The 23,141-nt window shown below is 62.2% G+C and carries 22 protein-coding genes; 15 read left to right on the top strand and 7 right to left on the bottom strand.

Translation table 11 applies throughout. The features are described from left to right. Positions 1-21 precede the first annotated feature (21 nt). The 7 genes from NMAG_RS14415 (at position 22) to NMAG_RS14445 (ending at position 8,352) form a co-directional block, all read left to right on the top strand. Positions 22-213, top strand: coding sequence for an antitoxin VapB family protein (locus NMAG_RS14415; RefSeq protein ID WP_191219360.1), 192 nt, complete (start codon positions 22-24; stop codon positions 211-213). A gap of 72 nt (positions 214-285) precedes the next feature. After that, entirely contained in the window at positions 286-744 is a 459-nt protein-coding gene (locus NMAG_RS14420; protein ID WP_004214774.1) for a hypothetical protein, read from the top strand. 92 nt (positions 745-836) lie between these two features. Beyond that, the gene (gene thyA / locus NMAG_RS14425) at positions 837-1,865 is read left to right on the top strand and encodes a thymidylate synthase (protein WP_004214773.1); all 1,029 of its coding nucleotides are present in this window, start codon (positions 837-839) and stop codon (positions 1,863-1,865) included. Next, positions 1,862-2,413 carry a dihydrofolate reductase gene (locus NMAG_RS14430; protein ID WP_004214772.1) on the top strand — a complete coding sequence of 184 codons (552 nt, stop codon included), beginning with the start codon at positions 1,862-1,864 and terminating at the stop codon, positions 2,411-2,413. The genes thyA and NMAG_RS14430 overlap by 4 nt, the downstream gene beginning before the upstream one ends. Before the next feature lie 121 nt (positions 2,414-2,534). Next, positions 2,535-5,297, top strand: coding sequence for an aconitate hydratase AcnA (gene acnA / locus NMAG_RS14435; protein WP_004214771.1), 2,763 nt, complete (start codon positions 2,535-2,537; stop codon positions 5,295-5,297). Positions 5,298-5,590: 293 nt separating this feature from the next. Continuing rightward, complete coding sequence (locus tag NMAG_RS14440; protein WP_004214770.1) at positions 5,591-6,097, top strand: small multi-drug export protein; 507 nt, start codon at positions 5,591-5,593, stop codon at positions 6,095-6,097. Positions 6,098-6,183: 86 nt separating this feature from the next. Further along, positions 6,184-8,352, top strand: a complete 2,169-nt coding sequence (locus NMAG_RS14445) for a thioredoxin domain-containing protein (RefSeq protein WP_004214769.1) — start codon at positions 6,184-6,186, stop codon at positions 8,350-8,352. Positions 8,353-8,373: 21 nt separating this feature from the next. Here NMAG_RS14445 and NMAG_RS14450 read toward each other — a convergent pair whose 3' ends face one another. Then, the gene (locus NMAG_RS14450; RefSeq protein WP_004214768.1) at positions 8,374-8,859 is read right to left on the bottom strand and encodes an SHOCT domain-containing protein; all 486 of its coding nucleotides are present in this window, start codon (positions 8,857-8,859) and stop codon (positions 8,374-8,376) included. Positions 8,860-8,910: 51 nt separating this feature from the next. After that, positions 8,911-9,282: a TlpA family protein disulfide reductase gene (locus NMAG_RS14455; RefSeq protein ID WP_004214767.1), complete on the bottom strand. Its 372-nt coding sequence runs from the start codon at positions 9,280-9,282 to the stop codon at positions 8,911-8,913. Between the two features lie 138 nt (positions 9,283-9,420). On the opposite strand from NMAG_RS14455, the gene NMAG_RS14460 reads away from it, so the two are divergent. From NMAG_RS14460 to NMAG_RS14470, 3 genes are all read left to right on the top strand, one after another. Further along, on the top strand, positions 9,421-10,479 hold the full coding sequence (locus NMAG_RS14460) for a Leu/Phe/Val dehydrogenase (protein WP_004214766.1): 1,059 nt from the start codon (positions 9,421-9,423) through the stop codon (positions 10,477-10,479). Between the two features lie 111 nt (positions 10,480-10,590). Next, on the top strand, positions 10,591-11,574 hold the full coding sequence (locus NMAG_RS14465) for a PLP-dependent cysteine synthase family protein (RefSeq protein WP_004214765.1): 984 nt from the start codon (positions 10,591-10,593) through the stop codon (positions 11,572-11,574). A 67-nt stretch (positions 11,575-11,641) separates the two neighbouring features. Next, complete coding sequence (locus NMAG_RS14470) at positions 11,642-12,367, top strand: hypothetical protein (protein WP_004214764.1); 726 nt, start codon at positions 11,642-11,644, stop codon at positions 12,365-12,367. A gap of 36 nt (positions 12,368-12,403) precedes the next feature. Here the strand turns inward: NMAG_RS14470 and NMAG_RS14475 are convergent, their stop codons facing one another. The 3 genes from NMAG_RS14475 to allB form a co-directional block, all read right to left on the bottom strand. Next, on the bottom strand, positions 12,404-13,063 hold the full coding sequence (locus tag NMAG_RS14475; RefSeq protein ID WP_004214763.1) for a DUF5804 family protein: 660 nt from the start codon (positions 13,061-13,063) through the stop codon (positions 12,404-12,406). A 130-nt stretch (positions 13,064-13,193) separates the two neighbouring features. After that, the gene (locus NMAG_RS14480; protein ID WP_004214761.1) at positions 13,194-13,520 is read right to left on the bottom strand and encodes a hypothetical protein; all 327 of its coding nucleotides are present in this window, start codon (positions 13,518-13,520) and stop codon (positions 13,194-13,196) included. A gap of 164 nt (positions 13,521-13,684) precedes the next feature. Continuing rightward, on the bottom strand, positions 13,685-15,169 hold the full coding sequence (gene allB, locus NMAG_RS14485) for an allantoinase AllB (RefSeq protein ID WP_004214760.1): 1,485 nt from the start codon (positions 15,167-15,169) through the stop codon (positions 13,685-13,687). Positions 15,170-15,354: 185 nt separating this feature from the next. Between allB and NMAG_RS14490 the strand changes: the two genes are divergently transcribed. From NMAG_RS14490 to NMAG_RS14505, 4 genes are all read left to right on the top strand, one after another. Further along, positions 15,355-16,521 carry an NAD-dependent epimerase/dehydratase family protein gene (locus tag NMAG_RS14490; RefSeq protein ID WP_004214758.1) on the top strand — a complete coding sequence of 389 codons (1,167 nt, stop codon included), beginning with the start codon at positions 15,355-15,357 and terminating at the stop codon, positions 16,519-16,521. A 244-nt stretch (positions 16,522-16,765) separates the two neighbouring features. Next, on the top strand, positions 16,766-17,119 hold the full coding sequence (locus tag NMAG_RS14495; protein ID WP_004214756.1) for a hypothetical protein: 354 nt from the start codon (positions 16,766-16,768) through the stop codon (positions 17,117-17,119). A gap of 794 nt (positions 17,120-17,913) precedes the next feature. After that, a complete protein-coding gene (locus NMAG_RS22495) occupies positions 17,914-18,345 on the top strand; it encodes a helix-turn-helix transcriptional regulator (protein WP_237076848.1) in 432 nt (143 codons plus the stop codon). Positions 18,346-18,563: 218 nt separating this feature from the next. After that, positions 18,564-20,600 (top strand): DUF7282 domain-containing protein, encoded by a 2,037-nt coding sequence (locus NMAG_RS14505; protein WP_237076790.1) that lies wholly within the window; start codon positions 18,564-18,566, stop codon positions 20,598-20,600. Positions 20,601-20,991: 391 nt separating this feature from the next. Here NMAG_RS14505 and NMAG_RS14510 read toward each other — a convergent pair whose 3' ends face one another. Further along, the gene (locus tag NMAG_RS14510) at positions 20,992-21,495 is read right to left on the bottom strand and encodes a DUF7344 domain-containing protein (protein WP_004214746.1); all 504 of its coding nucleotides are present in this window, start codon (positions 21,493-21,495) and stop codon (positions 20,992-20,994) included. 292 nt (positions 21,496-21,787) lie between these two features. Continuing rightward, entirely contained in the window at positions 21,788-21,958 is a 171-nt protein-coding gene (locus NMAG_RS21055; protein ID WP_012996762.1) for a DUF7563 family protein, read from the bottom strand. 772 nt (positions 21,959-22,730) lie between these two features. Here NMAG_RS21055 and NMAG_RS14515 point away from each other — a divergent pair. After that, on the top strand, positions 22,731-23,063 hold the full coding sequence (locus NMAG_RS14515) for a winged helix-turn-helix domain-containing protein (protein ID WP_004214745.1): 333 nt from the start codon (positions 22,731-22,733) through the stop codon (positions 23,061-23,063). Positions 23,064-23,141 lie beyond the last annotated feature (78 nt).

A 23,141-nucleotide genomic window follows, 5' to 3' on the forward strand; every position in this document is an offset into this window, starting at 1 on the left:
ATTCTCCACGTCTATGTCTACATGGGCGACACCGAGTACCGGAACGTCCGTCTTACCGAGGACGCGTATCAGCGGCTCAACGCGCGGAAGCGAGGGGGAGAATCTATCTCGGACACGATCGACCGGATCGCAGGCGAGCGGTCGTTGCTCGATCTCGCGGGAGTGCTCACCGACGCGGAGGCCGAGACAATGCGCGATGCGATTCGTGAGTGAATCGAGTGCTCACAAGCAACTGATCAGCTAATCGGCGACGGTCTTTTTGTTGTTACACTCACAACTGCAAGCATGGATTTCCGGGACGCGATTCTTGGAGAGAAACGCCCCCGAATTCTCGTTCTGATCGCGACACTCCTCCTGCCGCTCTTTGCGTCAGTCCTCTTTCTACTCGGCTTCGACAGCGGGCTCGGCGTTCTACTGGTGTTCCTCTCAGTGGGGATTGCATTTTGTGCCGGCTGGTCACGAGCGGGTGTGCTCTCGGGACTCAGTGTCGTTTTCAGTAGCATCCTCTGGCTGTTCGTGTTTCCACCAGCCGTTGGGTATCTGCGTGGCTCGATGGACACTCGGTATACTCCTCCGAGAGCACTCGGGTACAAACTCGACCCTCGTGGAGAACTTATCGAGGGGCTGACTAATGGACCACTGGCAGGGATAGTTGGTGCCGTACTCTTTGGTGGAATGGCCTATCTCATGGGTCTCGCCGTTCGACAGGCAATACAGGAGCGAACCGCTGATACACAAACATGATTGATGTATGAATAGTCGGCGGCGTATGCGAACTATTCTGTGACTTCCTCGAAACTCAACGCTAAAGGCGACGCACACAGAACGGGCCGACAATGCAACAGTACCTGGACCTCGTCGACGCGGCACTCAGCGAGGGGGCGTACAAGCCCAACCGCACCGGCGTCGACACGATTTCCTCGTTCAGCGAGCACTACGAGGTCGACCTACAGGAGGGCTACCCCCTGCTGACGACCAAGCAGATGGACGGCTACCGCTGGAACTCGATGCTCCACGAGGTCTGCTGGTATCTCTCGGGTGAGGAACACATTCAGGACCTCCGTGAGGAAACCAAAATCTGGGACGCCTGGGCAGACGAGGAGGGCCACCTCGACACCGCCTACGGCCGCTTCTGGCGACGCTTCCCGGTTCCCGAGGAACCCGCACAGCTGCCGGGCGAGTCCTGGCCGGACGAGAGCCACCAGTGGGTCACCGCAGAGGAGACCGCCGACGGCGAGACGCGGCGGACCTTCGACCAACTGCAGTACGTAATCGATACGCTCTCGGACTCGCCGAACTCGCGCCGACTCGTGGTCAACGCCTGGCACCCCGCGAACGCGGCCGTTTCGACCCTGCCGCCGTGTCACTACTCGTTCGTCTTCAACGTCCAGGGCGACCGGTTGAACTGTCACCTTACCCAGCGCTCGGGCGACATCGCGCTCGGAATCCCGTTCAACATCGCGGCCTACGCGCTCCTGACGAAACTCGTCGCCAAGCAGACCGGCTTCGAACCCGGCACGTTCGCCCACACCGTCGTCGACGCCCACGTCTACTGCGGCCGCGGCGACCGCGGGGAGTGGTACGCGGACAACCTCGAAGCGCTGCAGACTCGACTCGCCGACGTCGAGGAGCGCACCGAGTACCGCGAGATCCGCGAGTGGCTCGAGTCCGAAGCACCCGCCGAGGCCGACGGTGACGAACGCCTCGATCACGTCCCGGGACTGCTCGAACAGCTCTCGCGCGAACCACTCGAGCGGCCGACGCTCGAGGTCGACGCGGCCACGATCGACGACCTGTCCTACGAGGATGTCACGCTGCGAGAGTACGAGTCACACGACGGGCTCACGTTCGGAGTCGCCGAATGACCGTCAACACCGGCGCTGACACCGACCCGGTCGTCGAACCCGACCACGAACTCGTCGGCATCGTCGCCGTCGCCGACAACGGCGTCATCGGCAAGGACGGCGACATGCCCTGGCACATCCCTGAAGACTTGCAACACTTCAAGGAGACCACGATGGCCCATCCGGTCATCATGGGCCGGGTTACCTACGAGAGCATCGTCGACGCGCTCGGCGAACCGCTCCCCGGGCGAACCACAGTCGTTCTGACGAGCCGGGACCTCGAGACGCCCGAGAACGCAGTCGTCGCTCACGACTTGCAGTCGGCCGTCGAGGAGGCAGCAGCCGCGGCCGACGAGCGCCACGACGGGGCCGACCGGGTGTTCGTCGCGGGCGGCGCGACCGTCTACGAGCAGTACCTGCCCGCGCTCGATCGACTGATCGTGACCGAAGTGCACGAGGAGCCAGACGGTGACACGCAGTTCCCCGACTGGGATCGAACCGACTTCGACGAAGTTGAACGCGACGAGCACGACGGCTTCGCGTTCGTCGAGTACGTCAGAACGCCGTAAGCGACCGAGACGCGGAGCAACTGAGACACAACTGAGTATATAAAGCAGCCGAACGCAGGCAGAGACTCACGCTCCGGACGATTCTCGAGAGATTCAAAACACCCCGGTCCGAAGTCTAGCTATGGCAACCGATACGTTCTCGGACGCGATCCGGGAATTCGAACACGACGGCGAGACGTACAAGATGGCTGACCTCACCGTTCTCGAGGAACAGGGCCTTTGCGACCTCGACAAACTGCCGGTAAGTATTCGTATTCTACTCGAGTCCGTCCTCCGAAACGCTGACGGCGACCAGATCGACGCGGACTCGGTCCGCGCCGCGGCCTCGTGGGAGCCCGACGTGCCGGACGCTGAAGTCCCCTTTACGGTTTCGCGGGTCGTTCTGCAGGACCTGACCGGCGTTCCCGCAGTGGTTGACCTCGCGGCGCTTCGCTCGGCAGCGGACCGCAAGGGCGTCGACCCGGCGGTCGTCGAGCCCGAAGTTCCCTGTGACCTCGTGATCGACCACAGCGTGCAGGTCGACCACTTCGGCAGCGACGACGCCTACGAGAAGAACGTCGAAATCGAGTACGAGCGCAACGAAGAGCGATATCGTGCGATCAAGTGGGCCCAGCAGGCGTTCGACGAGTTCAACGTCGTGCCACCGGGGACGGGGATTGTCCACCAGGTCAACTTAGAACACCTCGGCCGCGTCGTCCACGAGCGCGAAGTGGATGGCGACCAGTGGCTCGTTCCCGACACGCTCGTCGGCACCGACAGCCACACCCCGATGATCGGCGGCATCGGTGTCGTCGGCTGGGGTGTCGGCGGTATCGAGGCCGAAGCGGCGCTGCTCGGCCAGCCGATCAACATGTCCCTGCCGGAAGTCGTCGGCGTTCGCCTCTCCGGTGACCTTCCCGAGGGCGCGACCGCGACCGACCTCGTACTCCACATCACCGAAAAGCTCCGCCAGGTCGGCGTCGTCGACAAGTTCGTCGAGTTCTACGGCCCCGGCGTCTCCCAGCTTTCGGTCGCGGACCGCGCGACCATCTCGAACATGGCCCCCGAACAGGGCTCGACCATCAGCATGTTCCCCGTCGACGAGAAGACACTCGAGTACCTCGAACTCACGGGGCGCGACGAGGACCACATCGAACTCGTCCGCGAGTACCTGGAGGCCCAGGGTCTCTTCGGCGAGCAGGAGCCGGAGTACACCGAAACCGTCGAGTTCGACCTCAACGAGGTCGAACCGAGCCTCGCAGGCCACAAGAAGCCCCACCAGCGCATCCCGATGGGCGACTTAGACGAGCACTTCCCGACCCTCCTCGAGGAGCAGGGTGTCATCGGTGCGGGCGGCGAGCCCGCAATCAGCGACGGCAGCGGCGCGGCCGCTGCTGACTCGACCGGCTCCGGCCCGGGTCTCCCGCTCGACGAGAAGGTTCCCGTCGAACTCGAGGATGGCACCGAGGTCGAGATCGGCCACGGCGACGTCCTCGTCAGCGCGATCACGTCCTGTACGAACACCTCGAACCCGTCCGTGATGGTCGGTGCCGGGCTGCTGGCCCGTAACGCGGCCGAAGAGGGACTCGAGGTGCCCGACTACGTCAAGACCAGCCTCGCACCAGGTAGCCGCGTCGTCACCGAGTACCTCGAACGTGCGGAACTGCTCGACGATCTCGAGGAGCTGGGCTACCACGTCGTCGGCTACGGCTGTACGACCTGTATCGGTAACTCCGGACCACTCCCAGAGCCGATCGAGAACGCGATCGACGAACACGACCTCTGGACGACGAGCGTCCTCTCGGGCAACCGCAACTTCGAGGCCCGCATCCACCCGAAGATCCAGGCCAACTATCTCGCCAGCCCACCGTTGGTCGTCGCCTACGGCCTCGCTGGCCGGATGGATATCGACCTCGAAAACGAGCCGATCGGCACGAACGACGACGGCGAGGAGGTCTACCTCGAGGACATCTGGCCGGACACCGAGGAGATCCGTCAGACGATCCACGACAGCATCTCCCCCGAGATGTTCGCGGAGAAGTACGCGAGCGTCTACGAGGGCGACGAGCGCTGGGAGGCGCTCGACGCACCGACGGGAGAGGTCTACGACTGGGACGACGAGTCCACCTACATCCGCGAGCCACCGTTCTTCCAGGACTTCCCACTCGAGAAGCCCGGCGTGGACAACGTCGAGGACGCCCGCGCGCTGCTCACTCTCGGTGACACGGTCACGACCGACCACATCAGCCCCGCCGGCCTGTTCGGCGAGGATCTGCCGGCCGGTCAGTGGCTCACCGAGCGCGACGTCCCGGTCCACGAGTTCAACACCTACGGCTCCCGCCGCGGGAATCACGAGGTCATGATGCGCGGCACGTTCGCGAACGTCCGCATCACAAACGAACTGCTCGACGGCAAGGAAGGCGGCTACACCGTCCACCACCCAACCGACGAGGAGACGACCGTCTTCGACGCCTCCGAGCGCTACCGCGAAGAGGACACCCCGCTCATCGTCATGGCCGGCGACGAACTCGGTACCGGCTCGAGCCGTGACTGGGCCGCGAAAGGGACCGACCTGCTCGGCATCCGCGCGACCATCGGCAAGAGCTACGAGCGCATCTACCGCGACAACCTCATCGGCATGGGCGTTCTGCCGCTGCAGTTCGAAGACGGCGAGGGCTGGGAAGAACTCGGTCTCGAGGGCGACGAGTACTTCGAGATTTCCGGTCTGGAGGACGGCCTCGAACCGAACGCCGAACTGGACGTCACCGCCGAGACTGACGACGGCGAGACCGTCGAGTTCTCGGTGACCGCACAGGTCGACACGCCGATGGCTGTCGAGTACGTCGAGAACGGCGGCGTGCTCCACCTCGTACTGCGACGGCTGCTCACCGAGGAACTGAACTGATCGAGCGCGCTCTTCGAGGGGTCTGAGCCCGGGCGGGCGACCTTCGAGCGCATATTTTCTGGCTGTCTCGTAGCCGTTAACGTCACGTATTTGATGCCGACGCGCCGTACGTGTAACTGACGCCAGCCGTTGCAGTCGGCAACGCTCTGCTCAGTCCGATTCGCCCGCTCTCCCACCGACTGTCACTTGGCCATCCGATCGCGTACCGACTGCCCACACAACCCCATACCGACTCCAGTACAACCCCATACCGACTACCCGAACAATCCCATACCGACTGGCCACACAATCGCATGTCACTCACGCCGCTCCTGGTCGACGTTGGAACGACACTCGAGGACGCCACCGGGTTCGTCCAGTACCTGCTGGTGTTCGTCTTCGCTGCGATCCCGGTCGTCGAGATCCTCGTCGTGATTCCGATTGCGATCGGACTCGGATTCGATCCGATTCTGACGGGGGTCGTCGCTTTCGCGGGCAACATACTCTCGGTCTATGCGCTAATCCTGTTTCACGGGCGGCTCTCGACCTGGTGGTCGAACTGGCGCGGGCGTAAGAACGACGAGTCGGAGCCGAGCGACCGCTACGCGCGAGCACGAACCCTCTGGGATAAGTACGGTCTGCCCGGAATCTCCTTTGGCGGCCCGATCCTCACAGGTGTGCACATCGCTGCGCTCGTCGCGCTGCTCGCGGGGAGCAGGGATCGGCTCGTCGCGGGGTGGATGACGGTCGGCATCGCCATCTGGACCGTGATTCTGACGGCCGCATCCGCGTTCGGTGTCTCACTGCTCGGTATCGCGTAGCGCGGCGGCGCGTTCTGCGGGTGTGCGTACTGCGATGCCGGCGCACGTACGTCGGTCTTTTACAACCACCAGCCGTAGGCGTGGGTATGACGACATCCACGCCGACTGATCGCAATCGGCTCGACGAGGAGGAGAGTCCCTACCTGCGCCAGCACGCGGACAATCCCGTCAACTGGCAGCCCTGGGACGAGCAGGCCCTCGAGACGGCCCGCGAGCACGACGTGCCGATCTTCCTCTCGATCGGCTACTCGGCGTGTCACTGGTGTCACGTCATGGAAGACGAGAGCTTCGCGGACGAACAGGTCGCCGAGGTCCTGAACGAGAACTTCGTTCCGATCAAGGTCGACCGCGAAGAGCGCCCGGACGTCGATTCGATTTATATGACCGTCTGCCAGCTCGTCACCGGCCGCGGCGGTTGGCCCCTCTCGGCGTGGCTCACCCCCGAGGGGAAGCCGTTCTACGTCGGGACGTACTTCCCCAAAAACGCCAAACGCGGCCAGCCCGGCTTCCTCGACATTCTCGAGAACGTGACGAACTCGTGGGAGGGAGACCGCGACGAGGTCGAGAACCGCGCCGAGCAGTGGACCGACGCCGCGAAGGACCGACTCGAGGAGACTCCGGATTCAGTCAGCGCATCGCAGCCACCATCGAGCGACGTACTCGAGGCGGCCGCGAACGCTTCACTCCGGAGTGCGGACCGCCAGTTCGGCGGCTTCGGTTCCGATGGACCGAAGTTCCCCCAGCCCTCGCGGCTCCGGGTGCTCGCCCGCGCCGCAGCTCGGACCGGACGCGACGACTTCCAGGACGTGTTCGTCGAAACACTCGATGCGATGGCTGCTGGCGGCCTCTACGACCACGTTGGCGGCGGCTTCCACCGCTACTGCGTCGACCGCGACTGGACGGTTCCTCACTTCGAGAAGATGCTGTACGACAACGCCGCGATTCCGCGTGCGTTCCTCGTCGGCTACCAGCAGACCGGGGACGAGCGCTACGCCGAAGTTGTCGCCGAGACCCTGACGTTCGTCGAGCGCGAACTGACCCACGAGGAGGGCGGCTTCTTCAGCACGCTCGATGCCCAGAGCGAGGACCCCGACACCGGCGAGCGTGAGGAAGGTTCGTTCTACGTCTGGACCCCCGACGAGGTTCACGACGTTCTCGAGAACGAGACCGATGCCGACCTGTTCTGCGACCGGTACGACATCACGGAGTCGGGCAACTTCGAGGGCTCAAACCAGCCGAATCGCGTCGCCTCGGTGTCTGATCTCGCGGCCGAGTACGATCTCGACGCGACCGACGTTCGGGAGCGACTCGAGTCCGCCCGCGAAAAACTGTTCGCGGCTCGCGAGCAACGCCCCCGACCCAACCGCGACGAGAAGGTGCTCGCCGGCTGGAACGGCCTGATGATCGCAACCTGCGCCGAAGCCGCTCTGGTCCTCGGCGGGGGCGAGGATGGGGACGAGTACGCCACCATGGCCGTCGACGCACTCGAGTTCGTTCGTGATCGGCTCTGGGACGAAGACGAACAGCGACTCTCCCGCCGGTACAAAGACGAGGATGTGGCCATCGACGGCTACCTCGAAGATTACGCCTTCCTCGCGCGTGGCGCGCTGGGCTGTTATGAGGCCACCGGCGAGGTCGACCACCTCGCGTTCGCCCTCGATCTCGCGCGCGTTATCGAAGACGAGTTCTGGGACGCAGACCGGGGAACGCTCTACTTCACGCCAGAGAGCGGCGAATCGCTCGTCACTCGCCCGCAAGAACTGGGCGACCAGTCGACGCCCTCGGCGGCGGGCGTCGCGGTCGAGACGCTGCTCGCGCTCGAGGGGTTCGTGGATCAAGGCGACGAGTTCGAGGAAATCGCCACAACCGTGCTCGAAACCCACGCCAACCGGATCGAGACGAACTCGCTCGAGCACGCGACGCTCTGTCTCGCCGCGGACCGACTCGAGTCCGGTGCACTCGAGATCACGGTGGCCGCGGACGACCTGCCCGACGAGTGGCGCGAGGCGTTCGCCGGCAGATATCTGCCCGATCGGCTGTTCGCGCGGCGACCGGCGACGGACGACGAACTCGAGTCGTGGCTCGACGAACTCGACCTCGCAGATGCGCCGCCGATCTGGGCCGGGCGGGAAGCGAGCGACGGCGAGCCGACGCTGTACGTCTGTCGCGACCGGACGTGTTCGCCGCCGACCCACGACGTGAGTGAGGCACTCGAGTGGCTCGCGGGAGAGGAGCAGACTGAGAGTCCGTTCTAGTAGTGGTGCTTGCTGTCGACGTTACTCGAGTTCGTGCTCGCGTTCGGGATCCTGCTGTCCATTCGGTGACTGTGTTCGCCCATCACGCGCTGCCCGCGACCGGTTTGCGGCCTCGCGATCGAACGCCTCGTCGGCTTCCAGCAGGCGGTCGAGTCGGTGTTCGAACTCGTCTTCGCTGAGTTCGCCGCTCGCGTACCGGTGTTTGAGTTGTGCGAACGCGTCGGCGTCGCTGTTGGTGTCGCTGTCATTGCCAGTGTCGGCTGCGGACGATTCAGGCCACGTCGTCCCCGTCGACCCAGTCGACTGCTTTCGCTCAGCCATGAGCGCCGCGATATCCTCTCCCCAGAACAGAAAGACAGGTGTCAGGACGAACCAGCCGATCACCGCGAGTACAGCGACGACGAACTCGAGTCCGATCAGGCTCAGGATGCTGATGATGCCGAAGGTTACGATCGCGATCAGGAGCCAGAGGTCCTCCGCGACGAACCGTTCGAGACGGCTCTCCATACAAGTCGTCTTGGACGCTAGAGGTAAAGAATCGTTCGGCGCAGTTACACGTTACAGCTCGCTCTCGAGTTGGTCGGCGAGCCAGATTGCTGGCGGGACGGCCTCTTCCTCGACGAAGCGGGTGACTTCCTCGCCATCGTCCGTTTCGACCACAATCGTGGGAATGTACTCGATACCGTACTCGTCGACGCCGGAGCCTTGCTTGTCCTGGTCGACGGCGATTTCCTCGATGCGGTCGTCGGGGACGGAAGCGGCGTCGAGTGCAGCGCCGAAGTCGGGGAGGAGCTTTCGGCAGTCCTTACACCAGTCGCCGCCCCAGACTTTGTAGACGACTTCGTCGTTGTGTACTTCGAGTGTATCGACCGCGTCCTCGTAGGAGGCGGCGTCCCACGCTGGATTCGGCTGCATGGTTTCGAGACTCATACGCGATACTTCTGAGTCGAGGGGCTTAATGGGCGTGTTCTTGACACTCGTTGCAGGTGTCGGTCATTTGGACTATCTTTCGAGTGCTACTGGCCGCGAGTCGGTAGCATTTTTACACCAAACCCAAGAGTTATCAGCATGGTATTCGACTCAATCTCCGAGACAGGGCACGAACAGATCTCGTACTTCTCCGACCCGGAGACGGGACTGACGGCTATCGTTGCGATTCACGACACGAGCCTCGGGCCGAGTCTCGGTGGGACACGCATCCGTGACTACGAATCCGAAGAGGCCGCGCTAACGGACGTTCTTCGCCTCTCGGAGGCGATGACGTACAAGGCGGCCGCAACCGACCTCCCGCTTGGTGGCGGCAAAGCAGTCATCATCGGCGACCCCGAGGAAGTCAAAACCGAAGCGGCACTCGAGGCCTACGGCCGCGCGGTCGACTGTCTCGCGGGTCGGTACATCACCTCGGTCGATATCAACTCCGGTGCCGAGGAGATGGACATCGTCGCGCGCGAGACGGACCACGTCGTCGGTGGGACGGACGGGCTGGGGAACCCGTCTGAAGTCACGGCACACGGCGTCTTCTCGGGTATTCGCGCCTGCGCGGAACACACCCACGGCACCAGCACCGTCAGCGATCTGGACGTCGTCGTCCAGGGGCTCGGGAAGGTCGGCCGACTGCTCGCGGAGGAGCTACTCGAGCACGGCGCGTCCGTGACGATTTCGGACGTGAACCAGGAGGCAGTCGACGAGTTCAGCGCGGCGTACGATGTCGACGTCGTCGCGCCAGATGCGGTTTACGAGGAACCGTGTGACGTCTTCGCGCCGTGTGCAATCGGCGGCGTCGTCAACGACGAGACGATCGACCAGCTGCAGTGTGACATCGTCGCCGGGTCGGCGAACAACGTCCTCAAGGAGCGACGACACGCGGACGCGCTCGCCGAGCGAGACATCCTCTACGCACCGGACTACGTGATCAATGCGGGCGGCCTCGTCACCGTCGGCAAGGAGTACCTCGGCGGAACGTACGAGGAGGCCTACGAGGAGTCGGAGAAGATCGGCGACCGCCTGAGCGAGATGATCGAGCGCGCCGAGGCCGACGACAGCACGGTGCTCGACGCTGCCGAAGCGTACGCCCAGGAACGAATCGACGAGTCCGACACGGTGACGCCGGCACTGCCGTCGAACTAGCCTGTTCTGGCTGTTTTGATCTCAGGTTTCTTTCTCACCGCTGTCATCACCACCGGCACGTCCTGCCTGTGTCCAGCACGGGTTTACGTCTCGACTCCCTAGCCGGACCCAATGAACGGAAGCATCCTGGACACCATCGGCTCACCGCTCGTCCAGGTCGACTCACCGGAAGGGGCGACCGTCGCCGCGAAGGTCGAATCCTTCAATCCTGGCGGGTCGGCCAAGGACCGGCCGGCCCTCGAGATGATCCGCACCGCCGAACGCGACGGCGCAATCGAACCCGGTGACTGGCTCGTCGAACCGACCAGCGGCAACACCGGCATCGGCCTCGCGCTCGTCGCCGCCGCCCGCGGCTACGACCTCACCATCGTCATGCCCGCCTCGAAATCCGAGGAACGCCGCCGCGTCATGGCCGCCTACGGCGCAGACCTCGAACTCGTCGACGGCGAGATGGAAGACGCCCGCGAGCGCGCGGACGAACTCGAGTCCGAGGGCGCGGTCCAGCTCGGCCAGTTCGAGAACCCGGCCAACCCCGAAGCCCACTACAAGACGACCGGCTCGGAGATCATCGAACAGGTCGGTGACCGAGAAATCGACGCCTTCGTCGCCGGTGTCGGCACCGGCGGCACCCTCTCTGGCACCGGCCGTCGCCTCCGCGAGGAGTTCCCCGAGATGGACATCATCGCCGTCGAACCCGAGCGAAACGCTGTCCTCTCGACAGGGGAATCCGGCACCGACGAGTTCCAGGGAATGGGACCGGGCTTCGTCAGCGACAACCTGGATCGGGACCTGATCGACCGCGTCGAGACGGTTGCACTCGAGAACGCCGAGGACGAGTGTCGCCGGCTTGCGCGCGAGGAGGGGATTCTGGTCGGCCAGTCGAGCGGTGCGACAAGCCTGGTTGCGAACAGAATCGCGAGCGAAATCGCCGAACCGGAACGGGAGTGCCCGGAGATTCCGGACGCCTTCGAGCGCCAGGAACTCGCCACACCGGAACCGGATGGCGGCCAGCAGGTGGAGGATTGCCCGCTCGTCGTCACCGTCTTCTGGGACAGCGGCGAGCGGTACATGTCGACCGGGCTGTTCGACTACTAAGGTAGCCAAAAGACCTCTTTCACCTAGAGCAATCGTCTTTATCCGTCCCCGTGTATGTCCGAGTACGATGACACACCCCTCCAGACGAACGCTCCTCGGAAGTACGGCGGGACTGCTCGCGCTGACGGCTGGTTGTATCGCCGACAATGATGATGACGATGACGATCCAGATCCGGGATCAGGATCCGGTGACGACGATGAGTCGGAGAACGGCGGCGACAATGGAAACGGCGACGAAAACGGCGCGGAGAACGGTGACGAGGACGAAGACGGCGAAACCGGAAACGGAGACGAAGACGACGGTGACGACGGAACTGGGACCGACGGCGTCTCCATCGACGACCACCAGTACCAGCGCTCCGCGGTTAGTGAGGAGCCGTCCATGGAACACCTACGATCGGCCGACGATGCCGAGGACTGGCTCGCAGAACGCGACGACGTAGACGACGATACCACCGAGTTCGTGGACGAAACCGACTTCGACGAGTCGGTACTCGTCGCACTCGAGGGCGGCGGCCCGAACCTGTGTTACGAACTGGCCGTCGAGCGCGCCGAACTCGAGGACGACACGGTTGTCGTTGAGGCCGCGGTGGTAGACGAGTCGACGCCGGAAACGGCCTGTGCTGACCAGGAAGTGACTGTCGGTGCAGTGGTTCGGGCGACGTTCGACGACGATCCGGTGACGGACGTGTCGGTGTCGCTCACCGACCGCCACGGGAAAGAACACGGAATGGCTGCGGCGAGCGACAGTGCGACCGATTCTGCGTCCGATTCGGCTGAGACGGACGCGTAAAAAACAGCATCGACGAGCTAGTCCCCCTGACGCTTCTTACGGCGAGTGCTCTGCTTCAGTTATTCGAACGACGAGCGTCGAGTCGACATCCCTGAGGTCGTACTCGGGGAGGTCCCCGCCTGTCCGACGGACGTACAGCGGTTCGACGAGTCGACGGCGTGGAGTCGGTGTCGTCGGTTCAGTTGTAGTTTCAGTCTGCTGTGTCTCGGTCCGTGCCTGCCCTCCTCCCGTTCGTGTCGCAGCATCCCCTCTCTCGTCGCTCTCGCCTCCGCTTTCTTCCTCGGAACCGTGTTCGCCTTCGCTTTCGGTGTTCGCTCCGGCGGCTGATGCGGCAGGAGCGCCGGGAGCAGACGCGGGATCGGCACGTTCCACGCCGTAAATCTTGCAGAACTCATCCGTCTCATCGGGTCCGACTGCGCTGTTTCGCAGTTGTGTCGCGAGTTCGCGCGAGAGCCACTCTTCGTCGCTCACGCTCGGTTCCTGTACCAGCGCCTCGTCGACGAAGCGGGTGAGATACCAGTCGAGATCGTTCAACAGCGAGATGGCCGCCCCGACGCTGACGGTTCGCAAGGCGATCGTGTTCTCGAACGGCCGGCGAAGGTCGTACGTCGAGAGCGCCTCGCGAGCGGTCTCGCGGGAGAGTAGCTCGTACTGGAGGGTGCAGTCGTCGGCCCCGATGAGACAAACGCGCGTCACTGTCGGGTGATGCGGTCGGTTCGGTAATGTCGGTTTCGGGTTGCGTTCAGAACCTCGCACCGATGGGGCCGACGAACGCCGACGAACGCCGACGAACGCCGACGAACGCCGACGAACGCCGACAACTGACCTACGAAATCGAGCTGTCCGGGTCACCAATCGCATCGTCTAGCCCGTGCAGCGCTGCCGGGCCGAGTGCCTCCTCGGCACGGTCGAACTCGAGTTCCCGGTCGGCTGGATCGGAGCGCTGGGTTTCGACGACGGATTCGGCCTCGCCGTCGGTGATCGAGAGGTAGACTTCGGTGAGGCGGTCGGTTGCGGTGGATTCGGGGCCTTTCTCTGTGGCTGCCGCTGCGTCCGCGGTGTCTCCCGCTGGACGGCCCGTTTCGGCGTGTTGTTCGGCGTCAGTGTCTGTTGCGTCCGTTTCGTCCGTCGCTTCTGACTGTGTCTTGGTCATGGGCTGCATCCTGACTGAACGGTCAGACAGTAAAATACGTTTGTGTTTCTCCCGGTTGGTGGGATCTAGTGGACTGTTGCCACACTACCAAAACCGCCGCTGTTGTTACTCGAGTCTCGGTGCAGGCGGATGAAGAGAGAAAGAGAGTGAGAGTGAACCGCCAGTTAGTCGTCCGCGTCCGCAACCGCATCTGCAGTCGTATCCGCGTCGACGGCAACCCGTGTGCCGTACCCCGACTCACCGACGACCGACCCGTCCTCGTAGACGACTTCACCACGGACAACCGTCGTGGTGGCCTTCCCGGTGAACGTCTCGCCTACGAACGGCGTGACACAGTTCTTCGAGTGCAGTTCGTCGCCGCTCTCGAGTGTCCACTCGTGTTCGGGATCGACGATCGTGAAGTCCGCGTCCGTTCCGACCTGGAGCGACCCCTTTTGGGGGTACATTCCCCAGACCTGCGCCGGCCGGGTCGAGTGGCGACGGACCCACTCCTCGAGTGTAAGTCGCCCCTGATCGACGAAGGTGAGCATCGTCGGCACTTCGGTTTCGAGACCGACGAAGCCCGAAATGGCGTCCCAGGTGTTACCGAACGGGTCGTCGACTTTCTTTTCCTCGGGGGTATGGGGCGCGTGGTCGGTCGCGATGCAGTCGATCGCGCCGTCGTCGATGCCGACCTCCCAGAGTAGGTCGCGCTCGTCGGCATCGCGGATCGGCGGCTGAATGCGTGCGGGGTTGCCGACCTCGCGCATGACTTCCTCGGTGAACCAGAGGTAGTGGGGCATCGTCTCGGCCGTAACGTCGACGCCGCGTTCCTTCCCGCGAGCGACGGCCTCGGCGGCCGAACCCGAGGAGACGTGGAACATGTGGATCTTCGTACCGGTCTCCTCGGCGAACGTGATCATTCGTTCGACGGCCTCCTGCTCGGCAATCACTGGTCGCGAGTGTGAGTGATGAATCGGCTTGTTCTTGCCTTCTTCTTTGAATTTTTGCGTGTAATGGTCGATGATCTCGCCGTTCTCCTCGTGGAACCCGAGGCGTTTGCCCGTCTCCCGGATTTTTGCCATGGCCTCGAGGATTTCGCCGTCGTTCGGCGGCGGCACGTCGCCGACCGTCGACCCGAGGAAAATCTTGTACCCCAGCGCGCCGGCCTCGTCAAGCGCGGGGATCTGATCCAGATTCTCGCTCGTGACGACCACGTAGCTCTGGAAGTCGACGTGAGCCGACGCCTCGCCGCGCTCGAACTTCAGTTCGAGATGCTCGGGCCGGTCGATCACCGGATCCGTGTTCGGCATCCCGACCACGGTCGTGACGCCGCCCGCCGCGGCCGCGCGGGTCGCGGACTCCCAGTCTTCTTTGTACTCGAGTCCGGGCTCGCGATTGTGGATGTGGCAGTCGACGATACCGGGGACGAGGACCTGTCCCGCGGCGTCGACGACGCGATCAGCGTCGGGGAGGCGGTTGCTGCGGCCGACGGCGACGATGGTTCCGTCCTCGACGGCGACGCCGGCGTCGGGGGTGCGGCCGGCAGGGGTGACGACGGTGCAGTTTCGCACGACGAGGTCGACGGTGTCGCTTTCGCTCTGGCTCTGGCTCTGGCTCTGGCTCTCGCTCTCGCTCTCGCTCTCACTCTCACTCTCACTGGCACTCATTGGCGTTGGCGTAGCGTTGCCGAGGTGGGCGCATATAGCTTCTGTTGGGCGTTACGATCACCGACAGCGAGCGGTTGGAGGCGTTGCGAAACGGGGAACGCCAGTTCGCTGGCTGATCGGTAGGTTCTGTGTACAGTTCGGGTACGCGTGCTATACTAAACCGATGCCAGATGCTCGAGTGAGCCATGACCTCGCCGGCGATTCGCGACAGGACAGTACTCGTCACCGGCGGTGGCGGCTTCATCGGGAGCCACCTCGTCGAGGCGCTGGCACCGTACAACGATGTCCGCGTACTGGATAACTTCTCGACCGGTTCGCGGGACAATCTCTCGTCGGTGACCAGTCCGCAGTGGACCAACGATGCGCCGACAAGTGCGGATGGTGGGTTCGACGACGCTGGAGGCGGCGGAGACGCTGGAGACGCCGGAGACGCTGGAGACGCCAGGTACGACGGCTCGCCCACGATCATCGACGGAGACATTACCGATCCGATGGCCCTCCAGCGCGCCGCTCGCGGCGTCGACCTCATTTTCCACCAGGCCGCGCTCGTTAGCGTCGCCAAGAGCGTCGACGCGCCACGCCGGAGCAACGAGACCAACCTCGACGCCAGCCTACTCGTCCTCGACCAGGCCCGCCAGGAGGACGCCCGCGTCGTCCTCGCCTCGAGTGCGGCCGTCTACGGTCACCCCGACGAATTACCCGTCTCCGAGACGGCAAGGACGGAGCCGACCTCGCCCTACGGCATTCAGAAGCTCGCACTCGACCAGTACGCTCGCCGCTACCACGAACTATATGACCTCCCAACCGTTGCGCTACGCTATTTTAACGCGTACGGACCACGCCAGCAGGGCCCCTACAGCGGCGTCATCTCGACGTTCCTCGAGCAGGCCCGTTCCGACGATCCGATCACGATCGAAGGTGACGGCGAGCAGACGCGAGACTTCGTCCACGTTTCAGATGTCGTCCGTGCAAACATCCGCGCTGCGACGACTGACGCCGTCGGCGAGGCCTACAACGTCGGTACCGGAGACCGGACCTCGATCCGGGACCTCGCCGAACTCGTTCGCGACGCCGTTGGTTCGTCCTCGCCAATCGTCCACCGTGAGCCTCGTCCGGGCGATATCAGACACAGTCGTGCAGATGTTTCGAAAGCGAGTCGCGAACTCGGCTTCGAGACCCGCGTCGGTCTCGAGTCCGGGATTCGATCGCTTGTCGCTGAGACTGGGAGTGAACAGGGGCGTTCGACTTCGCCTCCGCAGGAACAAGGACAGGGACAGGGACAGGGACAGCAACAGCAACAGCAACAGCAACAGCCACTGACCGCCAGACCAGAGCGACAGTCACAGGACTAGATACCTCATCTCAGATGGCGCAGGTAACACCGTTTTCTGACTGTGACACCCTGTTTCGGTCCGGTTGGAAATCGACCAATTCTCTCAGATAACGGTCGCCCTTCGTTACGGAAGTACGTCGTAATTACCTGCGTTGACGGGCGAGAGCGCTTGGCTGTGTCGTTCACAGATCGCAGATTAACGGACGACTCTGGTTCGTGTAGGTGAGAGATAACTATCGGTATGCACGGCCTCACCCATAGTTATGATCGAGAGCCTCATCGTGTTCGCGGTTAGCCTGCTCATCGGTGCCCTCGGCATCTTCCTGGGTGCCAGGCTCGTAGTCGACACAGAGGACTACACGTACGCATTCATCACAGCCCTGATCGGCGCAGTTGTCTGGGCACTCGTGGGATTCTTCCTCGGCTGGATCCCACTGCTCGGCCCGCTCCTGGTGTTCGTCGCCTATCTGGCCGTGATCAACGCCCGCTACCCCGGCGGCTGGGTGGACGCGGTCGCGATCACGATCGTCGCGTGGATTTCGGTCCTGATCGTCCTGTACGTCCTCGCGTTCCTGGGCGTTACCGGATTCGAGGCTGCCGGTGTCCCGGGAACGTAAGCGCAGGCGGAAGCGAGCCAGCGACTGGTGGACCGTGAGTCCGAAGCATTCAGACGCACCTCGTCTGTTCGTCGTAACTGAGGATTACCGGCGAAACGCGATCCATGTTCGAACCAGGCACGCCGGACGTCCGTGCGCATGTATCCAGTCCAGCGTCGAGCGATCGCAGTGTCGGTCTCAGAACGGCACCTCAAGGGCTCAGATGGCTGGTGTGGACTGGTCAGCAGCCAAAATCGCTCGCTTGGCCTCGCCGGCGGGTGCTGGGTCGCGACTCCACAGTCACCTGAAACCACGATCACCTGAAACCACGATGGCCGACGAGCGCCAACCCGTCATCGTTACGTCGGCATCTCGGAGAGACACTGACACGAGACATACAGATAATCTAATAACAATACATGACCCATAAAAAATACTTTGAGGGACGGTCACGACGGTACAGAAACGAGTGACTCAGTGAACAGCCGTTCGTCGCCATCATGATCTCAATCCTGCGCACGACTATGCACGCACCTCTGCCAGTTCCCACGTCGGGCACGGCGCTCGACATCGGGTCGTTGTTCGCACAACCCGGTCCCGGCATTCGCTCCGGGCTGGGAGCATCGGTTACAGCGTTCGTCAACACAGCCGTCCCCTGTGGGAGCGCTCTCTGTCGCGTCTGTAGTTCCTGCGGAGCGAGCGAGGCTGACATTGCGACGGTCTCCCTGCTCGGACTCGGACTCGGACTCGGAATCGGAATCGGGCTCTTGGCGCTCCTCCCGACACTGCTTGCTATGCCACCACTCGCTCTGTCCATGTATTTCACCTCCACACCAATCGTTTCCCAGTTCGTCGACGTCGTCTTCGCACCGCTACAGGCGAGCGGACTCGCCCACATTGCTGCTCTCCTTGGGATGATCGTTCTCGCGCTTCTCGGTTCGTTGCTCGCCATTCGCGATCGGCTCGAGGAGCGCAATTCGCTCGGAAACGACTACGAATCCCACCGCGAGGAGTTCATGACGGACCAGGAGAAAGTCCAGCGACTCATCAGCGAGAACGGTGGGCGAATGAAACAATCACGGATCGTCGACTCCGTCGACTGGTCGAAGGCCAAAGTCAGTCGACTGCTCGCCGAACTCGAAGAGGACGGCCAGATTACGAAGCTTCGCCTGGGGCGTGAAAATCTCGTTTGTTTGCCGGGCCACGAACCGACGGCATCCAAGTCACCGGACCAGCCGAACGAATAGCTGGTCTGTCAGTCTTCTTTTCCCGCGGGCGTCAATAATTGCTTTCGGCGACCCACAGTCACGACTGGATTTGCCTCGCACACGTAGTGCGTAGTGGCGAATTACTCTCGAAATAGTTGTGCTGGTTTAAGAACCGAACAGGCGATTGGCCACTGCCTTCACGGCAGATTATGATCACACGCAATCAGCTATTCGTACTACTTGTCACGACGTTACTCGTGACATCGGGCGCGGCGATGGTCGCTGGGGCGACACCAGGCGCGAACGTCAGCGACCAGGACGAGGCAGAGACAGAGACAGACACTGAAGCGGATACAGTAGAAACAGATACTACAAACGACACGGCGACGGACACAGAAACTGACCCCACAACCACAGCCGACGACCAGGGAATCGAACCCGACCCTGACGACGACACCGAGGCAGACACTGCAACGGTCACCTTCGAGGACCAGGCAACCACCGGTGACTCCGTCGTCGTTGACGAGGCAACGCTCCCCGACGGCGGTTTCGTCACAATCTACGATAGCAGTCTTCTTATCGGCGAAACCATCGATAGCGTGATCGGCACGTCCGACTACCTCGAGGCAGGCAGCCACGAGCAGCTCGAGATCGAACTCGAGGAGCCACTCGAGGAGAACGAGACGCTGATCGCGATGCCACACCAGGATACGAACGATAACCAGGAGTACGATTTCGTCGAAACGGAGGGTGACGAAGATGGGCCATACCTGACGGCGGATGATGAGCCAGTGACCGACGAGGCGGTTGTGACGGTTGAAGAAGAGGTTCCTGACGAGAAAGCGGAAGAGCCGGTTGATGAGGAACCGCCAGTCGATGATGAGGATCCGGTTGATGATGAGAAGCCGGTTGACGACGAGACACCAGCGGACGATGAACCGAAGGAGGAAGAGGAGGAGAAGCCGGAAGATGACGAGCCAACGGAGGAGAAACCAGAAGATGACGAACGGGTTGACGACGATGAGAAAGTAGACGAGACGGATGAGAAAGACGAGCCTGATGAAGTAGACGAAACGGACGAGACGAAGGACAAAGAGCCGGACGAGAAAGAGGACAAGGACGACGAGGAGAAAACAGACGACAAACCAGTCGACGACACTGAAGAGAAACCCGCAGACGATGAGGAACCAGCCGAAACGCCCACTGCGGGCGAACTAACTGTCACCATCGACAGCGCGCTCCTCGTCATGCATGACCTCCACGATTACGACGGCGTGCACGAACAAGAACATGAGCATGAGCATGAGCATGAGCAAGAATACGACCAAGACCAGCAGAAATACCACAACGGGACCACGAGCGACCAGCAACTCGAGGTCACCATCGAGGAGCCAACGATCTCCGGCCTCTCCGACATCACTAACGACACCGCCACAGAGCACACCATAGACAGCGCCGCAATTCTCGTCGTCGTCGAAGACGACAAGCTCGCCGACCAGGACGCCATGGACGGCGATCGTGAGGTGACACTCGAGTCCGCCACGATTGTCGTGGTGGCTCACGGTGTTGATGGTGAGGCTGACGATGTCGGCGCTGACGACGGTATGGAAGACGACGAGGCTGTGGCCGACGACGAGACCGATGTGAACGAGACTGGCGATGATGGCGTCTGTTGCGGTGTCGCGGATGACGAGGCTGCTGAGACAGACGACTCCGACGATCACGAGGAGGATGCGTCCGACGATGCTGACGACCGTGTAGATGATGCCGATGAGTACGATGACGATGCTACCGACGACGTTGACGATGCCGACAAGCCGAACTCACTCGACGTGACGATCGAGCAGGCGACCGTCTTCGTCGTGCTCGACGATCACAGTGCGATGGACGGCGAAGCAGCTACTGAAACCGAGACGGAAACGGAAACTGGTGTCGAGGACGCTGACACTGGCACTGATACTGACACCGACACCGACACCGACACCGACGCCGACACCGAGTGTCCCGGACCCGACGCTGACGATGCAGACGACACCACTGCTGCAAACGAAACCACCGACACTGACGACGAGTCAGCTACCGGTGTACTCGAGGTGACCGTCGAACAGGCGACGATCATGGTCATCATCGCGGACCACGATACGGCCGATGACGATGAGATGATCGAAGAGCCGGATACCGACGACGAGGACGGTGAATACGAGAACGACGACGAGAATGCCACCGACGGCGACTGTTCCGCACCGGACGGTGTTGATGACGACACGACCGCTGCACTCGCCGCACTCGTATAGCGCCGCCATCAGTACCAGACCGGACGACAGCACACGACACGTTTTCACTCTTCTTTTCGCGTCCGCATGGAGCAGCGTACCTGCGCGTTCGTCCCCTACTGATTCCGTGCGGCGCGTGGAGTTGCCGTTGCCACCCCACCGTTGCACCATGTGCAACTGTTTTCACAACTGGAATCGCCGTCCAGCGCTCATATGGCCCTACTGGACACTGGATGCCGAACACTGAACACCGAGTCACTCTCGTGTTGCCCGCACCGACAACGCGCTGGCATCGACGACTCTCCCGTGTGTCGATGAGTTGCGTTTGATTTTGGCTCCCAGCTCCTGGCTCCCGGCTCCCGGCTCCTGGTTTCTGGTTTCTGGTTTCTGGTTTCTGGATTCCGTCCGTCGATCAGTAAAACAGCCGGTACAGACTGCTCACCGCGACCGCGAGCAAAATGAGTACACTCCAGAGAACTGGATCGACACTCGAGAGCACTGGCAGATCGAGGCCGGACAGTGCAATCAGTCCGAGGCCGAGAAAACAGGCGGCGAGGTGGAACTGCAACACGGTCGAGCGGTCGCGGTCGTGGCCGTCGATGTAGCCGACGACGGTCTCGAAGTTCGGGCCGGGCTGGATGGTTTTCGCATCGGAGTCGTACTCGATGACAGCGTCCTCCTCGAGCTGGGGGAGATGTGTCTGTTGGAGGGAAACGTAGACGCTCTTGTAGAGGTTGTTCGGAACGGGCGTCGTGTCGGATTCGGTTGCGGCGATCTCCGTCGCGACGTCCGAGACGTCGACGTGTCCGGACTGGCGTGCGAGCAACTGGACGATTGCACGCCGTCTGTCGTTACCGAGGATGTGAAACACCTCGCTTTCCGCGAGCGTCTCAGCTCTAGTCCTCTGCACAGACATTGCTTAGTGTGACGTCAGTGGTCGCGTCTCGGCGAGCAGTTCGTCGTCGGCCCTCATACACGTCATCCATTTTGCGAACCACTGACTTTAACCTGCGGTATTTTGTCCCCGCATACTAGTGTAGAAACTAGCTGACTACGTCGCGTAAGCGACTGCTTCGTCGCGAGAAAAGTATGCAGTCCCTGACTGTGCTCGATACCGAACCGCCGACATGGATACGATGTCGGAGCACACAACGTCTCAACTCGCTACGCTGAACGAAGAAACGTCTCAAATCGACGGTGAGCGATAGTCACTCTCGTGCTTCGCCCGGTAGATGGCCACCGGATTGCATTTCCCGATACGTCGTACAGGCCGGACAGCCATGGACGACGTCGCCGTTGTCACCGAATACGCGGGCGAACTGCTGGGTAACGTGGGTGTCACAGTTTCGACAGCGAGCGCCTGCTGTCGACGATTCCATCGGCCGCCAGTTCTGTTGTGATGATTTCATGGTGATCGTGTTGTGGATTGTGGCTGTCGGTGCAGACAGGTGGTGTCTCGAGTGTGGTCGTCAGTCGATGCTCGTGGGTGGTTGGCGTCGCCGTCACCGGTCGACAGTCGCCATTACACCCGGGGTGAACGTCATTACATCCGAGTCCACGCTGCAATCGGCCTGCCGGCGGCGACCCCAGTTCTCACAGTCGACGACACCGTCGCGGTCATCTCGACCACTGGATCGACTGCACGGTCCGCAACGACTGGGGCCTACCCGCAACGACGGAGGCGATCGCGTGTGACTCGGCATCACTACGACCGAGGGGGACAGATCCGAATAAAGGACGGCGTCCGTTCACCATACCGGCCACCGGACAGTACTGGAAATACCTACTTTCCACCGGTTATACTACTTCTGCGGCCGTTTCGTGGTCGCTTCCTGCCGATCCGTTCCACAATCATCAAGCTGGATTTGGTTCGATTGCGTGTCGTTCGGACATCATCTTCGACCCCAGCGCACTGTTTGAACGAGCGAAACACGATATTTCGCGACCGAAATACAATGTTTCGTAGCGGAATGCGTGACTTTCCAGCGAGAAGGCACATCGTTATAAAATACCACTCTCGCTTACCGGTTGTATTGTTGGAACGTACTATCGGTCGCCGTGATCGCGCGGCATCACCGTTCCGATCGTTCCCGATCGCCCCTCTCGACACCGAGAGCGAACCAGCGTAACTTCCGCAGACAGGTGAGCACGATGTCAACGAAAGCGACCAACTCTCAAACGACCCCGACGACCGACCCAACAATTCAGCTCGACGTCCTCGGCGACGAGTGCGCGCGAACGATCCTCGTCGCAACGAGCGCAGGACCGAAAACAGCCAAGGAACTGACCGACCGAACCGACAGCTCCTCGGCAACCGTCTATCGCCGAATCAACAACCTACTCGAGAGCAACCTCCTCGCTGAGTGTGTCCGATTCGAGAGCGACGGCTCACATACGACCGCATACGAGGCGACAGTCGAACACGTCGAGGTGCAGATCGATTCGGACGGCATCGATGTCGCGCTCTCGGCGATGGACGAGTGAGAATCGTGTTACTGGCGGGACTCTGATAGAAACTCACTCGAATTCGGTGCTGTCGACCGCTGTCAGAGACTGTCCGGT

The organism is Natrialba magadii ATCC 43099, from assembly GCF_000025625.1.
GTDB classification, from domain to species: Archaea; Halobacteriota; Halobacteria; order Halobacteriales; family Natrialbaceae; genus Natrialba; species Natrialba magadii.